Annotated in this window: 15 protein-coding genes; 7 read left to right on the forward strand and 8 right to left on the reverse strand. The window is 71.7% G+C overall.

What is annotated here, in order from left to right; all coding sequences use genetic code 11:
- Positions 1-308 precede the first annotated feature (308 nt).
- The 3 genes from OO62_RS39210 to OO62_RS31210 all read right to left on the reverse strand — a co-directional run bounded on the left by OO62_RS39210 (position 309) and on the right by OO62_RS31210 (position 2,612).
- On the reverse strand, positions 309-494 hold the full coding sequence (locus OO62_RS39210) for a hypothetical protein (RefSeq protein WP_099872434.1): 186 nt from the start codon (positions 492-494) through the stop codon (positions 309-311).
- A gap of 233 nt (positions 495-727) precedes the next feature.
- Positions 728-1,099 (reverse strand): VOC family protein, encoded by a 372-nt coding sequence (locus OO62_RS31205; protein ID WP_033271020.1) that lies wholly within the window; start codon positions 1,097-1,099, stop codon positions 728-730.
- A gap of 253 nt (positions 1,100-1,352) precedes the next feature.
- Complete coding sequence (locus tag OO62_RS31210) at positions 1,353-2,612, reverse strand: serine hydrolase domain-containing protein (RefSeq protein WP_078617448.1); 1,260 nt, start codon at positions 2,610-2,612, stop codon at positions 1,353-1,355.
- A gap of 276 nt (positions 2,613-2,888) precedes the next feature.
- Between OO62_RS31210 and OO62_RS31215 the strand changes: the two genes are divergently transcribed.
- Positions 2,889-3,125 carry a DUF6296 family protein gene (locus OO62_RS31215; protein WP_033271021.1) on the forward strand — a complete coding sequence of 79 codons (237 nt, stop codon included), beginning with the start codon at positions 2,889-2,891 and terminating at the stop codon, positions 3,123-3,125.
- A gap of 179 nt (positions 3,126-3,304) precedes the next feature.
- Here OO62_RS31215 and OO62_RS39215 read toward each other — a convergent pair whose 3' ends face one another.
- Both OO62_RS39215 and OO62_RS31225 read right to left on the reverse strand, forming a co-directional pair.
- Complete coding sequence (locus OO62_RS39215; RefSeq protein WP_129322911.1) at positions 3,305-3,604, reverse strand: hypothetical protein; 300 nt, start codon at positions 3,602-3,604, stop codon at positions 3,305-3,307.
- A gap of 73 nt (positions 3,605-3,677) precedes the next feature.
- Positions 3,678-4,388: an aspartate/glutamate racemase family protein gene (locus tag OO62_RS31225; RefSeq protein ID WP_033271090.1), complete on the reverse strand. Its 711-nt coding sequence runs from the start codon at positions 4,386-4,388 to the stop codon at positions 3,678-3,680.
- A gap of 255 nt (positions 4,389-4,643) precedes the next feature.
- Between OO62_RS31225 and OO62_RS31230 the strand changes: the two genes are divergently transcribed.
- Positions 4,644-5,405, forward strand: a complete 762-nt coding sequence (locus OO62_RS31230) for a chitinase (RefSeq protein ID WP_033271023.1) — start codon at positions 4,644-4,646, stop codon at positions 5,403-5,405.
- Positions 5,406-5,469: 64 nt separating this feature from the next.
- Here OO62_RS31230 and OO62_RS31235 read toward each other — a convergent pair whose 3' ends face one another.
- Entirely contained in the window at positions 5,470-6,660 is a 1,191-nt protein-coding gene (locus OO62_RS31235) for a cytochrome P450 family protein (protein ID WP_033271024.1), read from the reverse strand.
- Positions 6,661-6,801: 141 nt separating this feature from the next.
- On the reverse strand, positions 6,802-8,091 hold the full coding sequence (locus tag OO62_RS31240; protein WP_033271025.1) for an ATP-binding protein: 1,290 nt from the start codon (positions 8,089-8,091) through the stop codon (positions 6,802-6,804).
- A gap of 257 nt (positions 8,092-8,348) precedes the next feature.
- Here OO62_RS31240 and OO62_RS31245 point away from each other — a divergent pair, with 257 nt between their 5' ends.
- From OO62_RS31245 to proP, 4 genes are all read left to right on the forward strand, one after another.
- Positions 8,349-9,074 (forward strand): Mut7-C RNAse domain-containing protein, encoded by a 726-nt coding sequence (locus OO62_RS31245; protein ID WP_033271091.1) that lies wholly within the window; start codon positions 8,349-8,351, stop codon positions 9,072-9,074.
- A gap of 769 nt (positions 9,075-9,843) precedes the next feature.
- The gene (locus tag OO62_RS37195; RefSeq protein ID WP_051733766.1) at positions 9,844-10,758 is read left to right on the forward strand and encodes a hypothetical protein; all 915 of its coding nucleotides are present in this window, start codon (positions 9,844-9,846) and stop codon (positions 10,756-10,758) included.
- 127 nt (positions 10,759-10,885) lie between these two features.
- Complete coding sequence (locus tag OO62_RS31255) at positions 10,886-11,599, forward strand: class F sortase (RefSeq protein ID WP_033271026.1); 714 nt, start codon at positions 10,886-10,888, stop codon at positions 11,597-11,599.
- 345 nt (positions 11,600-11,944) lie between these two features.
- Positions 11,945-13,456: a glycine betaine/L-proline transporter ProP gene (proP, locus tag OO62_RS31260; RefSeq protein ID WP_206738450.1), complete on the forward strand. Its 1,512-nt coding sequence runs from the start codon at positions 11,945-11,947 to the stop codon at positions 13,454-13,456.
- A 72-nt stretch (positions 13,457-13,528) separates the two neighbouring features.
- Here the strand turns inward: proP and OO62_RS31265 are convergent, their stop codons facing one another.
- On the reverse strand, positions 13,529-14,185 hold the full coding sequence (locus OO62_RS31265; RefSeq protein WP_033271028.1) for a maleylpyruvate isomerase N-terminal domain-containing protein: 657 nt from the start codon (positions 14,183-14,185) through the stop codon (positions 13,529-13,531).
- 143 nt (positions 14,186-14,328) lie between these two features.
- Between OO62_RS31265 and hemC the strand changes: the two genes are divergently transcribed.
- Entirely contained in the window at positions 14,329-15,264 is a 936-nt protein-coding gene (hemC, locus tag OO62_RS31270) for a hydroxymethylbilane synthase (RefSeq protein WP_033271029.1), read from the forward strand.
- The last annotated feature ends 59 nt before the right edge of the window (positions 15,265-15,323 follow it).

Raw genomic sequence — 15,323 nt, forward strand, 5'->3', positions numbered from 1 at the left:
AGATGTGTATAAGAGACAGCCATGGGGTGGTGCCTCCGTGCGAACGCGGAAGGCGGGAGGGAGATAGGAGAGACGGGGGGAGACAGGGGAGGCAGGGGAAGGGCCGGCCTTGGGGCCGGAGGGGGTGGCGTACAGGAGGTGTCGTACGTCGAGTGTGTGGCTTCGCCGGCGTTACGGCTGGCGGGAATCAGACGTCACCCTGGCGAGCCGGTCCGGCCCGGCCCGGGGTCCCGGTCGGCACCGTCTTCGCCGGTCCCCGCCGCGCCCTCCGGCTACGCCGCGCCCTCCGGCTGCGGCCCGTTCTCCGGCTACGCTGCCTCGACGACCTCGGCGCGGACCGCGAGGGTCCAGATCTCCAGCAGCACCGCGTACTCCGCCATGTCCTGCGACGTCCATGCCAGGCCGCGCCGGGCGCGCACAAATCGGCGAATCGATTCGTTGGCTTCGGAGGCAGGGGAGGGCAGGCGCGGATGCGCAGAAGGAGTCGGGGACATATGAGCAATGCTAGGGGCAGACACTGACAATGCCTCTCCATATACGGCGTCCGCCGGCCGGCGGACGGCTTCAGCGATGCCGCCCGGGTTCCGGCTCAACTCCCTGACCAGCCAAGACCGTCGGACCACCCGCTGCCCCTCGCTACCCGCATGTGTCCAGTCCCACACGCTCCGCGGTCATCCCGCGGCGCGCGCGGAACGGAGTCCGCCCCACGGGGCCGGGACGCCGCTCCTCACGCGAGGAACAGGCAGAACGGGTGGCCCGCCGGGTCCAGCAACACCCGTACGTCGTCCTGCGGTTGCCACGCGGCGCGGACGGCCCCCAGTGCCACGGCGTACGCCTCGGCCTCGTCCAGGTCGTCGACCCGGATGTCGAGGTGCAGCATCTTCTGCTGCTCCTCGGGGAGTTCGGGCCACACCGGTGGCCGGTAGCCCGGCTCGGACTGGAACGAGAGCCCGGTGCCCCCTTCCGGGTTCCGGAGCAGCACCCAGTCCGCTTCGCTGAGTTTCACCTCCCACCCCAGCAGCGCCCGGTAGAAACCCGCAAGGGCATGCGCGTCGGGGCAGTCCAGGACCACCGTCGCCAGCGAGAACCGAGGTCTCATGGGGTCACACTCTCCGCCGTCTCGTCTTGCCGCTCGTCAGGGGTGCCGTCCCCTGATCGGGTGAGGGCCCGTCCCCGGGGGGCACTCCATTGTGGCGGTCCGGGGTGCCGTGCGGGTGGGCCGTCGCCTTCGCCGGACCGCCGTTGTCAGTGGCGGCCCTTACGGTGGTGCCCGTAACTATCCGAGCTGCTGGCGCTTCTCGGACCCGCCCCGCTCCCGTGACAGCGCACGGGAGCGGGGCACCGCCGCCCGGTCAGCGTCGGAGGTCGCCGAAGGCTTCCGGTCGGAAGTGGCCGGCGGTTCCGCACATCGCCTGGAGCAGGTGTGCGTCCATGGCCGTGTCTATCGGACCGAGCTGGGCCTCGCCGTGTGCGTTCAGCTTCTGATAACGCGTCAGGTTGAAGCCGAGGGACATCTGCCGACGGCCGTCCGCGGTGGACAGGGACCAGGTCATGGCCCCGGGCACCAGGCCGTTGTGTCCCCAGACCTTCCCGCAGGGCAGCGGCATCTCGAACAGGCCCAGGCCGTAGCGCATCTTGCTGCCCTCGATCGGCACGGTCGTCTTCATCTGGCGCAGCTGGGCGGCGGGCAGCAGTTCGCCGCCCAGCAGCGCACGGAAGAAGCGGTTCAGGTCGGGCATCGTCGAGACCAGCGAGCCGGCCGTGCCGGCCCAGGACATGTTGTAGACGGAGAAGTCGCGCGGCGGCTGGAAGAAGCCGTACGCGGCCTCGTACATCTTGGCGTGCGGCCCGGTGAGGTGCGGCGAGCGCGGGAAGGAGGTGTGCCGCAGCCCGGCCTTCCGGATGACGTGATCGGTGATGTACGCCTCCGGGGACTGGCCGGTGACCTTGCGCAGCAGCAGGCCCGCGAGCACGAAATTGGTGTTGGCGTAGTGATGGGCCTGCCCCGGCTTGCCGGTCGGCTTCGCGGCGAGGCCCAGCCGGGCCAGTTCCCGCGGGTCGAACTGGTGGAAGCGGTTGGCCTCGATGCTCTCCAGCGTCGGGAAGATCGCCGGGGAGTATTCGCCGATGCCACTGGTGTGGTTGAGCAGCATCCGGACCGTGATGGTCCGGCCCCGCTGCCCGGGGACGAGGTCGGGCAGGTAGCGGCCGATCGGCGCGTCCAGCGCGATGCGCCCCTTGGCGACCTCCTGCAGGACGGCGACGGCCGTGAAGGTCTTGGTGATGCTCCCGATGCGGTGCCGCATCTGGGGCGTGGCGGGGCGGCCGGTGTCGACATCGGCGACGCCCGCCGCGCCCTGCCACTCCTCGGTGCCGTCCCGCACCGCCGAGTAGGCGCCGTACATCCCCGCGTCGTGGAACGCCTTGAGCGTCCGGGACAGCGCCGCACGGTCGAGCCCGGCCCGGTCGGGGTGGGCCACGGCACCGGGGGAGGAGGGGCGTCCGGCCGTCGAGGCGGCCGAGGCGGCGGTCGGAACCGTCAGCGCGAGTAAGGCGGCGGTGGCGGTGGCGGCCAACCGCACTCGGCGGTGGCCGGTGGGAGGAACGGACATGGAATCTCCGTCAGTTGAGGGCCTGCGGCCCGCGTTGATCTTGACTGTCCCGATTCTGCTGGCGGCACCGCGCCGGGCCGTCAACCCTGAGAACGACCTTGATCCCGAGTCCGCATGACAAATGTCAGGTTTCGCTGTGCGCAGCCGCCCGGATTCTCCTGAGGCGCGCTCGGCGAGGGTGGGCCACGATGGAAGAGCCGAGGTGCAACGACGCGTGTGCGGCGGCGGCGCTGAGCGTCGCCCGGAGCACTCGCCGAGCCGTATCGGGAGGCTCCGATGGATTACCCGGAACGCTATGAGCTGGTATTTCAGGCTCCGGCCGTGGAAGACGACGTGGTGGTCGTCCGGCGAACCGAGCGGGCGGGAGCCGGCGGGTTTCCGGTCTACGAGGACGAGTCGGGAATCGTCCGCGCGGAGATCAGCGATCGGGGCGAGGTCCGCATGCTGGCGAGCGGCGGCCACCAGATGCTCCGCACGCCGATGCTGGCGCGGCCGCTCGCCCCGGGACCGTGAGGCCGCGGCGGGCGCCGGACCGCCCGCACGGTCGGGGGTCCGGGACGCGTCAAGGTGATTACGTGGTGTAGTGGACCGGCTTCACGGAGCTATGGGGGTGGTGGCCGGGCGTGGGGCGCGGCCTTCCGGGCGCGTCAGGTGATCTCCCGGCCGGCAGGGCAGGGCGACCGGCCCGGCGGTCAGAGGCCGCGCAGGTGGCTGCGGCGGCGAGGGGGGTGGCCCGTGTCGGGGCCGGCCGACCGGCCGGTGCCGGGGGCCGGCCCGCCCTCGGGGGTGGTCTCGGAAGTGTCTGCCCCGTCCGGCTGCTCGCCCTGTTCATCGGCGTCGGCCCCGAGTCCGGCCGGGGGTGCGGTCTCGGGTTCCGGTTCGCTGTCGGGGGTGGTCGGGTGTCCCGCGAGCACGGCCATGGCGCGTTCGAGAGTCTCTCCGGTGACCTGCATCCGGATTCTGGCCAGTCGTTCTAACTCGGTACGCGACACCACGTCAGAGTACCTGCCGTCACTTCAAACCTCGGCCTGACTCAAAAATCTGTCGAAGCACACCAGTTGCGGGTCAGGACGTCGGCAACTGGGCAGACGAGAGGGCTCGGGTGACCGCGGCTTCGGCATGGAGTCTGGTGGTCGGGAAGACCGGCACCGGGCTGTGCTCGGGGCCGATGAGCAGCTCGATCTCGGTGCATCCCAGCACGATGCCCTCCGCGCCGGCGTCGACGAGGTCGTCGATCACGGCCCGGTACGCGGCACGGGACTCCTCGCGCACCACGCCGAGGCACAGCTCCTCGTAGATCACCCGGTGGACGGTGCTGCGCGCGGCCGCATCCGGCACCAGTACGGTCAGCCCGTGGCGTTCCAGGCGCTCCCGGTAGAAGTCCTGCTCCATGGTGAAGGCGGTGCCCAGCAGTCCGACGCGGCGCAGGCCGCGTGCGCGCACGGCTTCGGCGGTGGTGTCGGCCAGGTGGAGCAGCGGGACGGACACCGCGGCGGCCACCTCGTCGGCCACCTTGTGCATGGTGTTGGTGCAGAGCAGCAGCATGTCCACGCCGGCCGACTCCAGTGCCCTGGCCGCCTCGGCGAGTACCTCGGCGGCCTGCTCCCAGCGGCCTTCGGCCTGCAGTCGTTCGATCTCCGCGAAGTCCACCGAGTAGAGCACGCAGCGCGCGGAGTGCAGACCGCCCAGGCGCTCGCGCGTCAGCTCGTTGAGCAGGCGGTAGTACTCGGCGGTGGACTCCCAGCTCATGCCCCCGAGGAGCCCGATCGTTCGCATCATTGCGTCACTCTCGCACATGCCCGCCCGGACCCGTCGAGGCACTCCGGCAACAGGGCGGCGCATTGGTATGGACAACCTCAACCGGCCGCCCCTAGCCTGAGGTTGGTCTAGACCGCAGCCCTCGGTGGTCGCGGTGCCCCGCCACCGTCCTCGCCCGTGCATGCCCGACGCGCGGGTTCCGTAAGGCAATTACCCCCCACAGCGGCCCTGCCTTCGCCTGCCCGGAGACCGGCCGTGCGAAGGAGTTCCGCCATGCGCTCTCGTCTTGCCGCGGTGCTGAGTGCCGCCACCGTTGCCGTGGGCCTCGCCCTCGTCGTGCCGGCCGGCCCGGCCGCGGCGACAGCGGACTGTCCGTCCTGCTCCGTGGCCCCGGCCGGTACCGACACGCGGGCCGAGGGATTCGTCGTCAGCGAGGCGCAGTTCAACCAGATGTTCCCGAACCGGAACCCGTTCTATACGTACAGCGGGCTGACCGCGGCGCTCAGCGCCTATCCGGAGTTCGCCAACACCGGGAGCGACACCGTCAAGCGGCAGGAGGCCGCGGCCTTCCTCGCCAACGTCGGCCATGAGACCGGTGGCCTGGTCTACGTGGTGGAGCAGAACACCGGCAACTACCCGCACTACTGTGACGCCACCCAGCCCTACGGATGCCCGGCCGGTCAGGCCGCCTACTACGGGCGCGGGCCGATCCAGCTCAGCTGGAACTTCAACTACAAGGCGGCCGGCGACGCGTTGGGCATCGATTTGCTGCACAACCCGTACCTCGTCGAGCAAGACGCCGCCGTCGCCTGGAAGACCGCGCTCTGGTACTGGAACACCCAGACCGGCCCGGGCCGGATGACGCCGCACACGGCGATGGTCACCGGTGCGGGCTTCGGCGAGACGATCCGCAGCATCAACGGCTCACTGGAGTGCAACGGCGGCAATCCCGGCCAGGTGCAGAGCCGGATCGACAACTACAAGAACTTCGTCCAGATCCTGGGGACCACCCCCGGCGACAACCTGAGTTGCTGACGGCGGTACCGGCCGGGCCCCTGTGGAGGCGGATCCGGCCGGTACCGGTGGCCCCGGCTCGGCTCTACCAGCGCACCGGCAGCTGCTCCGTCCCCCGGATGAGCATCCCGGTGCGCCACGTCAGGGCGCCGGGATCGACGTCCAGGGCGAGGTCGGGGCAGCGCTCCAGCAGGGACCGGAGGGCGACCCGGGCCTCCAGCCGGGCCAGTGGCGCGCCGAGGCAGAAGTGGATGCCGTGGCCGAACGCGGCATGGCCGCGGGCGTCACGGGTGATGTCGAAGTCGTCGGCGGCGCTGTAGCGTTCCGGGTCCCGGGAGGCGGAGGCCAGGGCGACCAGGATCGTCTCACCGGCGGGGATCAGCGTGCCGCCGATCTCGACCGGCTCGGAGCTGAACCGCCAGGTCGCCGTCTCCACCGGCCCGTCGTAGCGCAGCATCTCCTCGACGGCGTTGTCGAGGAGGGAGAAGTCGGCGCGCAGGGCCGCCAGTTGGGCCGGATGCTGGAGCAGCGCCCGTACGCCGTTGGACAGCAGACTGACCGTCGTCTCGTGCCCGGCGACCAGCAGCAGGAAGGCCGTGCCGACCAGCTCCTCCCGCGAGAGCTGGTCACCGTCCTCGTCGCTGGTCCGGATCAGGTCGCTGAGCAGGCCCTCGCCGGGATCCTTGCGCCGTGCCTCGATGAGACCGACGAGGTAGTCCGACATCGCGACGGTGGCCGCGTACGCCGCCTCCTCGCCGGTCGGTGCGACGAGCTCGTTCGACCAGCCGCGGAACGCCTCCCGGTCCATGGCGGGGACGCCGATGAGCTCGCAGATCACCGTCATCGGCAACGGGAAGGCGAGGGCCTCGACGAGATCGGCACGGCCGTCCGGCGCGGCGAGCATCGCGTCGAGCAGCTCGTCGGTGATCTGCTGCACCCGCGGCCGAAGCGCCTCCACCCGGCGCGCGGTGAACTCCTTCGCCACCAGCTTCCGCAGCCGGGTGTGGTGGGGCGGGTCCGCGTCCAGCATGTTGGTGAACAGCGCGGACTCCTCGCCCGCCGGGCCGAGCTGGCCCGATGCCCGCCAGTTCTTGCTCAGGCGGGGGTCGGTGAGGGCGCCGCGGACCGCTTCGTGGCCGACGACCAGCCACACGTCCGGGCCGTTGGGGACACGCACCCGGTGCACCGGCCCCTGCGCCCGCAGCTTGGCGTAGTACTTGTACGGGTTCGCGGTGAAGTCCTCACCGTAAGCGCCCAGATCCACAATCTCCGGCATGTGTGGTCCGCCCCTCTCGACGATTCCCGGGAAGTCCGTCCCCCGGCCCTCATCAGCACCGTACGTAACAGCCCGGTCCTCGGCATCGGCCCAGCGGAGGAGCCGCGGGCGGCGGTGTCCTCCGTACGCAGTGCACCGGCGTCAGCAGCGGGCGTGCGCCGTGATGTCCGCGGTGAACTCGTCGATCATCGCCGGGGTGACCGTCGGCCGGCACCGGTCGAGAGCGGCGAGGTAGTCCTCGGTGCTCGCGCCGAGCCGACCGTGGACGCCCGCACCGACCCCGACCGCCTCCAGATCCCGCTCGAACGACGCCTGCGCCGCCATCCGCGCGGCGTGCTCGATGTCCGCCGGGGTGAACAGCTCGCTGGCCGCCACCAGGGCCGCGACATCCACCTCGGCCCGCCCGTCCGTGTACCGGGACCAGATCGCCGAGCGGGCCCCCGGGTCCGGCGTCCCGATGGGGATCACATAGTCGAAGCGGCCGGGCCGCAGGAACGCCGGGTCCAGCGAGCGGATGGAGTTGGTGGCGCACACCAGCAGCCGCTCGTCGCGCTCCCGGAAGCCCGGTATCAGCTTCAGCAGCTCGTTGGTCACCCCGTGCAGTCCGCCGGGCTGCGCCGGCTCGTTGCGGACCGGCGCGATCTCCTCGACCTCGTCGATGAAGATCAGCACCCGCTCCAGCTCCGCGATCCGGGCGAACGCGCTGCGCAGCGCGTTCGCGAGATTGCCCTCATCGGCCAGCCGGGACGGCAGCAGCTCGACGAACGGCCAGCCCAGCCGGGCGGCGATGCCCCGCGCGAAGGTGGTCTTCCCGGTACCCGGCGGGCCGAACAGGGCGATCGCCCGCGGCGGCCGGACCCCGTGCCGGGCCGCCCGCTCCGGCTCCGCCAGCGGCAGCACCACCCGCCGCTCGATGAGGTCCTTCTCCGCCTCCATGCCGGCCACCTTCGACCACAGGTCGGTCGGCAGGAACCGGCCGCCGAGGTCCTCCAGGAGGCTGGCCGCGGGCCCGTGGTGCGGCTCGACCTTTTCGAAGTACGCCACCGCGGGCTGACGCGTGTAGCCCGCGTTGAGCAGGCCCTCCCCGAGCAGGTCCTCCTCGGGCAGTACGTACGCGATCCGGCTCACCCGGGCGGCGATCAGCCGCCGCTCCAGCTCCACCAGCAGGGCGCTCGCCAGCCCGCGCCCGCGCCAGGCCGAGGAGATCGCGATCCGCATCACCCAGCCCCGCTCACCCGCCACACACGCGAGCGCCGCACCGATGGGAGCCCCCTGGTGGACGGCCACCACGGCGGGCTGCCGGGAGGTCAGCGCGCTGATGCACTCGGCGAGCGAGAACACGGACTCCTGCCCGAGCTCGGCCGTGGAGTCGATCAGGTGGACCACCTCGGCGAGATCCTTCTCGCGGTAATCGTGGATGAGCCAGTTCACCGGTCCGCCCCTCATTGGTGATGTTGGTGATGTGGTGGCAGTGAGGCTAGGGGCGGTCGGGGAGCGGGTCCTGCTCCACCGTGCACAATCCGGCGCCGGCACCGCTACGGTCCGTACGTAGCCAGATCCGTACGCGGCCCGGTCGGTCCGCTCCGGCCGCGAACCAGCGGGCCGCCGTCCCGCGCCGGCCACCGCACGCCTGTGACCGGCGGGAATCCACTGGCTGGCGCGGCCCGCACGATGACATGCTGGCCGGCGTGAACGGTCCCGAGATCCCCATCAGCTTCGCGCCTGAGCTGCACGTCTTCGTCGCGGCGGAGCACCGCACCCCCGGCACGCCGGTGGTGACCGACGGGTCGTCGACGCTCGGCCATGTCGTCGAGTCGCTCGGCGTCCCGCTCACCGAGGTCGGCCGGCTCGTCGTGGACGGCGCCGAGGTCTCCACCGCCCACGTCCCGAGCGCGGGCGAGGGCGTCGAGGTGCGGGCCGTCGAGCGCCCCCAGCGCGTCCCCGGCGCACCGCTGCGGTTCCTGCTCGACGTCCACCTCGGCACGCTCGCGCGCCGGCTGCGGCTGCTCGGCGTCGACGCGGCGTACACCAACGAGGACCCCGGCGACGCCGCACTGGCCGCGCTGTCGGCGGAGGAACGGCGGGTGCTGCTCTCCCGGGACCGCGGGCTGTTGCGCCGACGGGAGATCTGGGCGGGCGCGTTCGTCTACAGCGACCGTCCCGAGGACCAACTCCGGGACGTACTGGAGCGCTTCGCGCCCACGCTCGCCCCGTGGACGCGCTGCACCGCGTGCAACGGCCCGCTCGCGGACGCCGACAAGGACTCCGTCCGCGAGCACCTCGAACACGGCACGCAGCGCACCTACGACGTCTTCGCACAGTGCACCGCCTGCGGCCGGGTCTACTGGCGCGGCGCGCACCACGCCCGTCTGGAGGCGATCGTCGACGAGGCGCTCAGGGGCAGCACCACCTGACACGCGGGACGGTGGGTGCAGCGGGGCGTTCGGTGCCGTACGGGGTACGGAACGGGGGTGGGCGCTGTGAGGGTACCTGTGGACCCCCGTCTCGCCACCCCGGTCACCCCGACGGCCGTACGCCTTTCCTCCGCCCGGGTGGGAAGGGACCTCGGGGCGGGGTCCGCCGGGCGGGGTCGCGGGTCGTGCGGTGCGCGGCCCCCGGCGGAGGCATGGGCCTCAGGTGAACGTCCGGGGCCCCTGGTGACGAACAGGGCAGTGCGGGCGGCCCGTTGGGAAATCCCGGTAGCCCTCGCTCGTGATCCGGCTCATGAAGTCCCTTTGCGTGCCGTGGAGTTTGCCTCGGCGCACCGGGTACCGGCCGTATCCGCAAGGTGAGTCGAGCGGGTCCGGCGAGGACAGCTGCCGGCCCCGGGTGGCGACCGGCCCCTGGCGGCGACGGCGGTCCGTCGGCGTGTCGCGGAAAGGAGCGCACCGGGCAGCCGCCGCACGTGAGGGCCGTGCCCTCGTTGAGCGATGAAGTATCCGGCGTGCGCACCCGCCGTGGACCCCCTAGCCCACTCGTTGCGCGACACGCCGACGACGCGCGCCGTCCAACGGGTGAATCCGTCGTCTTCCACCACCCGAAGAGCCCAGCGGCTCCCTCGAATGCGACGTTCTCCGGTGGTGCGCCGCCGCGATTCGGCTGACGGTGATCACGTCGCTACTGCGATCCGATGTGCCGACAAAGAGTCAGCCATCGCAGTCGCGCCGAAAGGAACCTGTCCCCATGCGCACTGCTCGCACCCTGTTCGCCTCGGCTGCCATCACGGCAGCCCTGGCCATCTCCGCACCCGCTGCACACGCCATGATCATGGAGGACATCGCCGCTCCGAGTGGTACGTCCTCCGACCACGACAACTGCGACAACGGTCGTGACCACGGTCGGGACCACGGCCGGGACTACGGACGCGGCAACGGTCGCGACAACGGCCGGGACGGCCGTGACAACGGCCGTGATGGTCGGGACAACGGCCGTGATGGCCGCGACAACGGTCGCGACAACGGCCGGGACGGCCGGGACAACGGACGTGACAACGGCCGTGATGGTCGGGACAACGGACGCGACAACGGCCGGGATGGTCGCGACAACGGACGTGACAACGGCCGCGACTACGGTCGGGACCGCGACCACGGCCGTGGCGGCTACGGCCGCGACAGGGACTGCCGCGACAACCGGAGGAAGCCGAGCGGCGGTGTGCACACCGGTGGCGGCTTCATGGCCAAGACCGTCGTGGGTGACTGGGACCAGGGCGGCGGCTACGGCGACGACCACGGCCGTGACGGCGGCGGCCGGGACCACGGCCGTGACGGTGGCGGCCGGGACCACGGCCGTGACGGCGGCGGTCGCGACCACGGCCGTGACGGTGGGGGCCGGGACCACGGCCGTGACGGCGGTGGCCGCGACCATGGGCGTGACGGTGGCGGCTACGGGCGTGACGGCGGGTACGGCGGCTACGGGCGTGACGGCGGGTACGGCGGCTACGGCGACCACCGCAAGCCGCACGGTGGCATCCACACCGGTGGCGGCGGCATGGCCGCCGGCAGCGGCATGGCCGCCGGTTCCGTCCTGATGCTCGGTGGCCTCGGCGCCGGTGCCTACATGCTGCGCCGTCGCAACGCCGCGGGCTCTGCGGCGGCCTGATTCCGGCTGACCGTACGGAGGCCGCAGTGCCGTCGCGGCCACCGTTCCTCGCGGACGGTGGCCGCGGCGACTGCGTTGCGCACCTCCCACGCCCCGCCGCCGTACCGCTCATGAAAGGCACCCGCACATGACCGCCCAGCAGTCGCCGCACCAGCAGAAACAGCACTCCTCCCGAACCGCCCCCGCGTCCCGTCCCGTCGGGCGTGGCCTGTTGTGGTCCGCGGCGGCTTTTCTGCTGGGTTCCCTGCTCGTCTACAACTCGGTGGACACCTCGGCAGACCCCAAGCCGCAGGCCCACCAGGCCGCCGCGTCCGCCACCCCCAGGGCGAACGCTTCCGCCACCACTCCCTCCCAAGCCTCCGCGGGCCTGGCGCTGCCGCGCTCCGTGCCGAAGCGGATCCAGATCCCCACGATCGCCGTGGACGCGCCCTTCACCCAGCTCGGCATCAGCCCGACCGGACAGCTCGAAGCGCCGCCCGCCGGCGACAAGAACCTCGTCGGCTGGTTCAAGGACGGTGCCTCGCCCGGCGAACGCGGCTCCGCGATCGTCGCGGGACACGTCGACACCAAGACCGGGCCCGCGGTGTTCCTGCAGCTCGAAGCCCTCAAGCCCGGCAACCTCGTCAACATCACCCGTGAGGACGGCATGGTGGCGTCCTTCAAGGTCGACACCGTGGAGACCTTCAGCAAGTCGAAGTTCCCGAACGACCGGGTCTACGCCGACGTACCCACCGCACAACTCCGCATCATCACCTGCGGCGGTGCCTACGACAGGAAGGTCAGGGACTACGTCGACAACGTCGTGGTATTCGCCCACCTCGACTCTTTCCGACGCGCCTGAGCGGACCGCCCTCGCTGTGCGAGGGCGTGCCCCGCATTCCATACGGACGCAACCGGACAATGCCCGGGCCGGACCTCGCCGGCCCGGGCATTCGTCATGCCGCCGGGCCCCACGACACGCGGCTCACCGCTTCATCCTCCGATACGGAACGGCCGGGAATAATGAGCCCGCGATCAACGGCCGATCAGCCCTCGGCCGGTTGTCCAAGGCCCTCGGTGAAGCCCACTTCCCAAGGCACCGAATCCGCCCAGTTGACGGGATGAAATGAGCGCCGGACGCCAGAAACCGTCGAATCCGCGAAAGGGCCGGAAGCCGGCCCGTGGAGGCACCGCCGCCACCGACCGCATGCTCCGCATTCTGCTGCGCCGCCGCAAGCAGCCGCTGAGCGCCGAGGACGTCACCGTCACCGACCGCCCGGCGGTCCGCAGGGCGGTGTCCGCGGCCGCGCTGGGCAACACCATGGAGTGGTTCGACTTCGGCGTCTACGCCTACCTCGCCGGGACGCTGGGAAAGGTGTTCTTCCCGTCGAGTTCACCCGGGGCCCAGGTGGTGTCGGCCTTTGCCACATTTGCCGCGGCATTTCTCGTCCGGCCGCTCGGTGGCCTCGTATTCGGCCCGCTCGGCGACCGTATCGGACGTAAACGGGTACTCGCCGCCACCATGATCATGATGGCGATCAGCACCTTTGCCGTCGGATTTCTGCCCTCTTACAACACGATCGGCTTCGCCGCACCCATTCTGCTGCTGATCTGCCGTCTCGTGCAGGGATTCTCCACCGGCGGTGAGTACGCCGGAGCCACCACCTACATCGCCGAATACGCACCGGACACCCGGCGGGGATTCCTCGGCAGCTGGCTCGATTTCGGCACCTTCGTCGGCTACTCGCTCGGTTCCGGACTGGTCACCCTCCTCACGGCCGTGCTCGGCGACGACGGCCTGGTGGCCTGGGGCTGGCGGCTGCCGTTCCTCCTCGCCGGGCCTCTGGGCCTGATCGGCCTGTACATGCGCCTCCGGCTGGAGGAGACCCCCGCCTTCCAGCGCGAGGCCGAAGCGGCCCACCAGGACGCGGAGGAGGCCCGCGTGGCGGGCGGCGAGGACCCGGTCGAGGAGGCCCGGCAGTCCGGCCACGGCCGGCTCAAGGAGATCTTCACCCGGCACTGGCAGGCGGTGCTGATCTGCATGGGTCTGGTCCTGCTCTACAACGTCACCAACTACATGGTGACCTCGTACCTGCCGACCTACATGACCGAGACCCTCGGTCAGGACTCGCTCACCGCCCAGCTGCTGGTCCTCGGCACCATGATCGTCGTGGCGCTCACCATCACCACCGTGGGCCGCAGCTCCGACCGGTGGGGACGCCGGCCGCTCTTCATGGCGGGCAGCGCCGCCCTGATCGTCCTGGCCGTACCCGCGGTGCTCCTCATCCGCACCGGCGGCATCCTGCTGCCGGCCTGCGGATGCCTGATCCTGGGGCTGCTGCTGGTGTGCTTCGCGGGCACCTCCGCCGCCACCCTGCCCGCCCTCTTCCCGACCCGGCTGCGCTACGGCGCGCTGTCGATCTCCTTCAACATCTCGGTGTCGCTCTTCGGCGGTACGACACCCCTGATCGCCTCCGGGCTGGTCGCGGCGACCGGCAACACCATGGTGCCCGCCTACTACCTGATGGTCGCCGGCGTCATCGGACTGGTCTCCACGTTCTTCCTCCACGAGACGGCGGGCAAGCCGCTGCGGGGCTCCGGCCCGATGGTGGAGACCGAGGAGCAGGCGCAGGAGCTGGTCGCCCGGAGCCGCACCGAGGCCGGGCGGCGGGCCAGGGATCTCTGGGTGCGGCTGCGGCACCCCTGGTCGCACCACTGAACGGGCGAAGGGGCCGCACCGGCGGAACACGGCCCTGACACCCCCTCACCCGGTCGGCGCAAGCGCCGGGATCTATCGGCGGACCGTCGCGTCCCAGCGCCAGCTGGTGCGCCGGGGACGTCCGGGGAGCGCGGCACGTCCCGTGGCCCACAGCAAGGTGAGCCAAGGATCCGCGTCCAGGGGGACGTCGGGGAACAGCCGGCCGAGCACCCGGGTGCACAGCTCCGCCGGCGGCTCCCAGGCCAGCCCGAGCCCCTCCGCGAGATCATGCGTGTGCACCAGCGTCTCCACCAGCCCCATCGCGGCGAAGCCCGCGGCGTCCGACACCCCGAACACATGGTGGGCGCGGACCTCCGGCGGCGTCGTACGCACCATGGCGACCAGCAGCGCACCGCTCGCCTCCAGCACCTGGAGCAGCCCGGCCGGCCCCGCGGCACGGTCGGCATGCACCGCGTTCGCGGGCCCGCCCGGCCGCCTGCTCTCCCACACGAACGGCACGAGGCCGTCCAACGGCGGTTTCCGCGGCCCGAGTTGGGCCGCGTAGGCGAACAGGTCGTCACTGAGGTGCTCGACGGTCTCCCAGCAGTCCCACTCCAGTGAACCTGCCGCGCCCTGCCACGCAGCCGGGGGCGCCTGGCGCAGCACGGCCACGGAGAGCTGGACGGCACGGTCGAGATCGTCCGCGGTGACGGGCGACGGCGGGACGGCGGTATCGCGTGATGGGGACATGCCGGGAAGTATCGCCGACGCGGCCGAGCGGGAGGGCCCGGCCTGCGGAAACCGTACGACGCGGCACGGCAGGCGAGGCGCGCCGGGGAACCGGGCAACCTGCCGGTGGCCGTAGCCGGGAACTGACGGTCTATCGTGGGCGCATGTCCGCCCCTGAACTGATCCGCATCGTCTCCCGCGACTCGCCGATGGCTCTGGCCCAGGTGGAGCGCGTCCGCGCCGAACTCGGTGCGCTGCACCCCGGTATCGCCACGGAGGTCGTCCCGGTCAAGACGACCGGCGACCGCTGGATGGGCGCGCTGTCCCAGGTCGAGGGGAAGGGGGCGTTCACCAAGGAGGTCGACGCCGCGCTGCTCGCCGGTGAGGCGGACCTCGCGGTGCACTGCGTCAAGGACATCCCCGGCGACCGCCCGCTGCCCGCCGGCACCACCTTCGCCGCCTTCCTGGCGCGCGACGACGTCCGCGACGCGTTGATCCACCCGGGTGGACTCACTCTCGACGAACTCCCCGCGGGAACCCGGATCGGCACCTCGTCGGTCCGCCGGATCGCCCAGCTCGCCGGCTCCCACCCGCACCTGGAGTGCGTGCCGATGCGCGGCAACGCCAACCGCCGCATGGAGAAGCTCGCGGCCGGCGAGGCGGACGCGCTGCTGCTGGCCGTCTCGGGACTGGAGCGCATCGGCCGGACGGACGTCATCACCCAGATCCTGTCCGTCGACGAGATGTGCCCGCCGGTCGGCGCGGGCGTGCTGGCCCTGCAGTGCCGCGAGGACGACACCGCCACCATCGACGCGGTCAGCGGTCTCGGGCACCCGCAGACGTGCCGGGAGACCACCGCCGAGCGGATGCTCCTGCACGTCCTCCAGGGCCACTGCAACAGCCCGATCGCCGGCTACGCCACGACCGACCGGCGCGGCGAACTCTCCCTGCGGGCCTGCGTCTTCACCCCGGACGGCAAGACGGTCCTCAACGCCCACGAATGGGCCGGGCCGCTCACCCCGGAGACGCTCGGCACCTCCGTCGCCGTCGCGCTGCTGCGGCAGGGCGCGCGGGAACTGATCGACGGCATCGCGCACTGAGGCGCAGCGGCCCGCCGCGGGGACGGGCCGCTGCCGCCCCCGCGGCGGGCACACCTCCG

Origin of the sequence: Streptomyces lydicus, from assembly GCF_000717345.1 — a bacterium.
Classification (GTDB): Bacteria; Actinomycetota; Actinomycetes; order Streptomycetales; family Streptomycetaceae; genus Streptomyces; species Streptomyces lydicus.

Excerpts from the sequence above, each read along its gene's own strand:
- OO62_RS31265 (WP_033271028.1), bottom strand. The coding sequence starts at position 14,185 with ATGTCCCCATCACGCGATACCGCCGTCCCGCCGTCGCCCGTCACCGCG.
- OO62_RS31255 (WP_033271026.1), top strand. The coding sequence starts at position 10,886 with ATGACCGCCCAGCAGTCGCCGCACCAGCAGAAACAGCACTCCTCCCGA.
- OO62_RS31205 (WP_033271020.1), bottom strand. The coding sequence starts at position 1,099 with ATGAGACCTCGGTTCTCGCTGGCGACGGTGGTCCTGGACTGCCCCGAC.
- OO62_RS31235 (WP_033271024.1), bottom strand. The coding sequence starts at position 6,660 with ATGCCGGAGATTGTGGATCTGGGCGCTTACGGTGAGGACTTCACCGCG.
- hemC (WP_033271029.1), top strand. The coding sequence starts at position 14,329 with ATGTCCGCCCCTGAACTGATCCGCATCGTCTCCCGCGACTCGCCGATG.
- OO62_RS31230 (WP_033271023.1), top strand. The coding sequence starts at position 4,644 with ATGCGCTCTCGTCTTGCCGCGGTGCTGAGTGCCGCCACCGTTGCCGTG.
- OO62_RS39210 (WP_099872434.1), bottom strand. The coding sequence starts at position 494 with ATGTCCCCGACTCCTTCTGCGCATCCGCGCCTGCCCTCCCCTGCCTCC.
- OO62_RS37195 (WP_051733766.1), top strand. The coding sequence starts at position 9,844 with ATGCGCACTGCTCGCACCCTGTTCGCCTCGGCTGCCATCACGGCAGCC.
- proP (WP_206738450.1), top strand. The coding sequence starts at position 11,945 with ATGCTCCGCATTCTGCTGCGCCGCCGCAAGCAGCCGCTGAGCGCCGAG.
- OO62_RS31210 (WP_078617448.1), bottom strand. The coding sequence starts at position 2,612 with ATGTCCGTTCCTCCCACCGGCCACCGCCGAGTGCGGTTGGCCGCCACC.
- OO62_RS31225 (WP_033271090.1), bottom strand. The coding sequence starts at position 4,388 with ATGCGAACGATCGGGCTCCTCGGGGGCATGAGCTGGGAGTCCACCGCC.
- OO62_RS31215 (WP_033271021.1), top strand. The coding sequence starts at position 2,889 with ATGGATTACCCGGAACGCTATGAGCTGGTATTTCAGGCTCCGGCCGTG.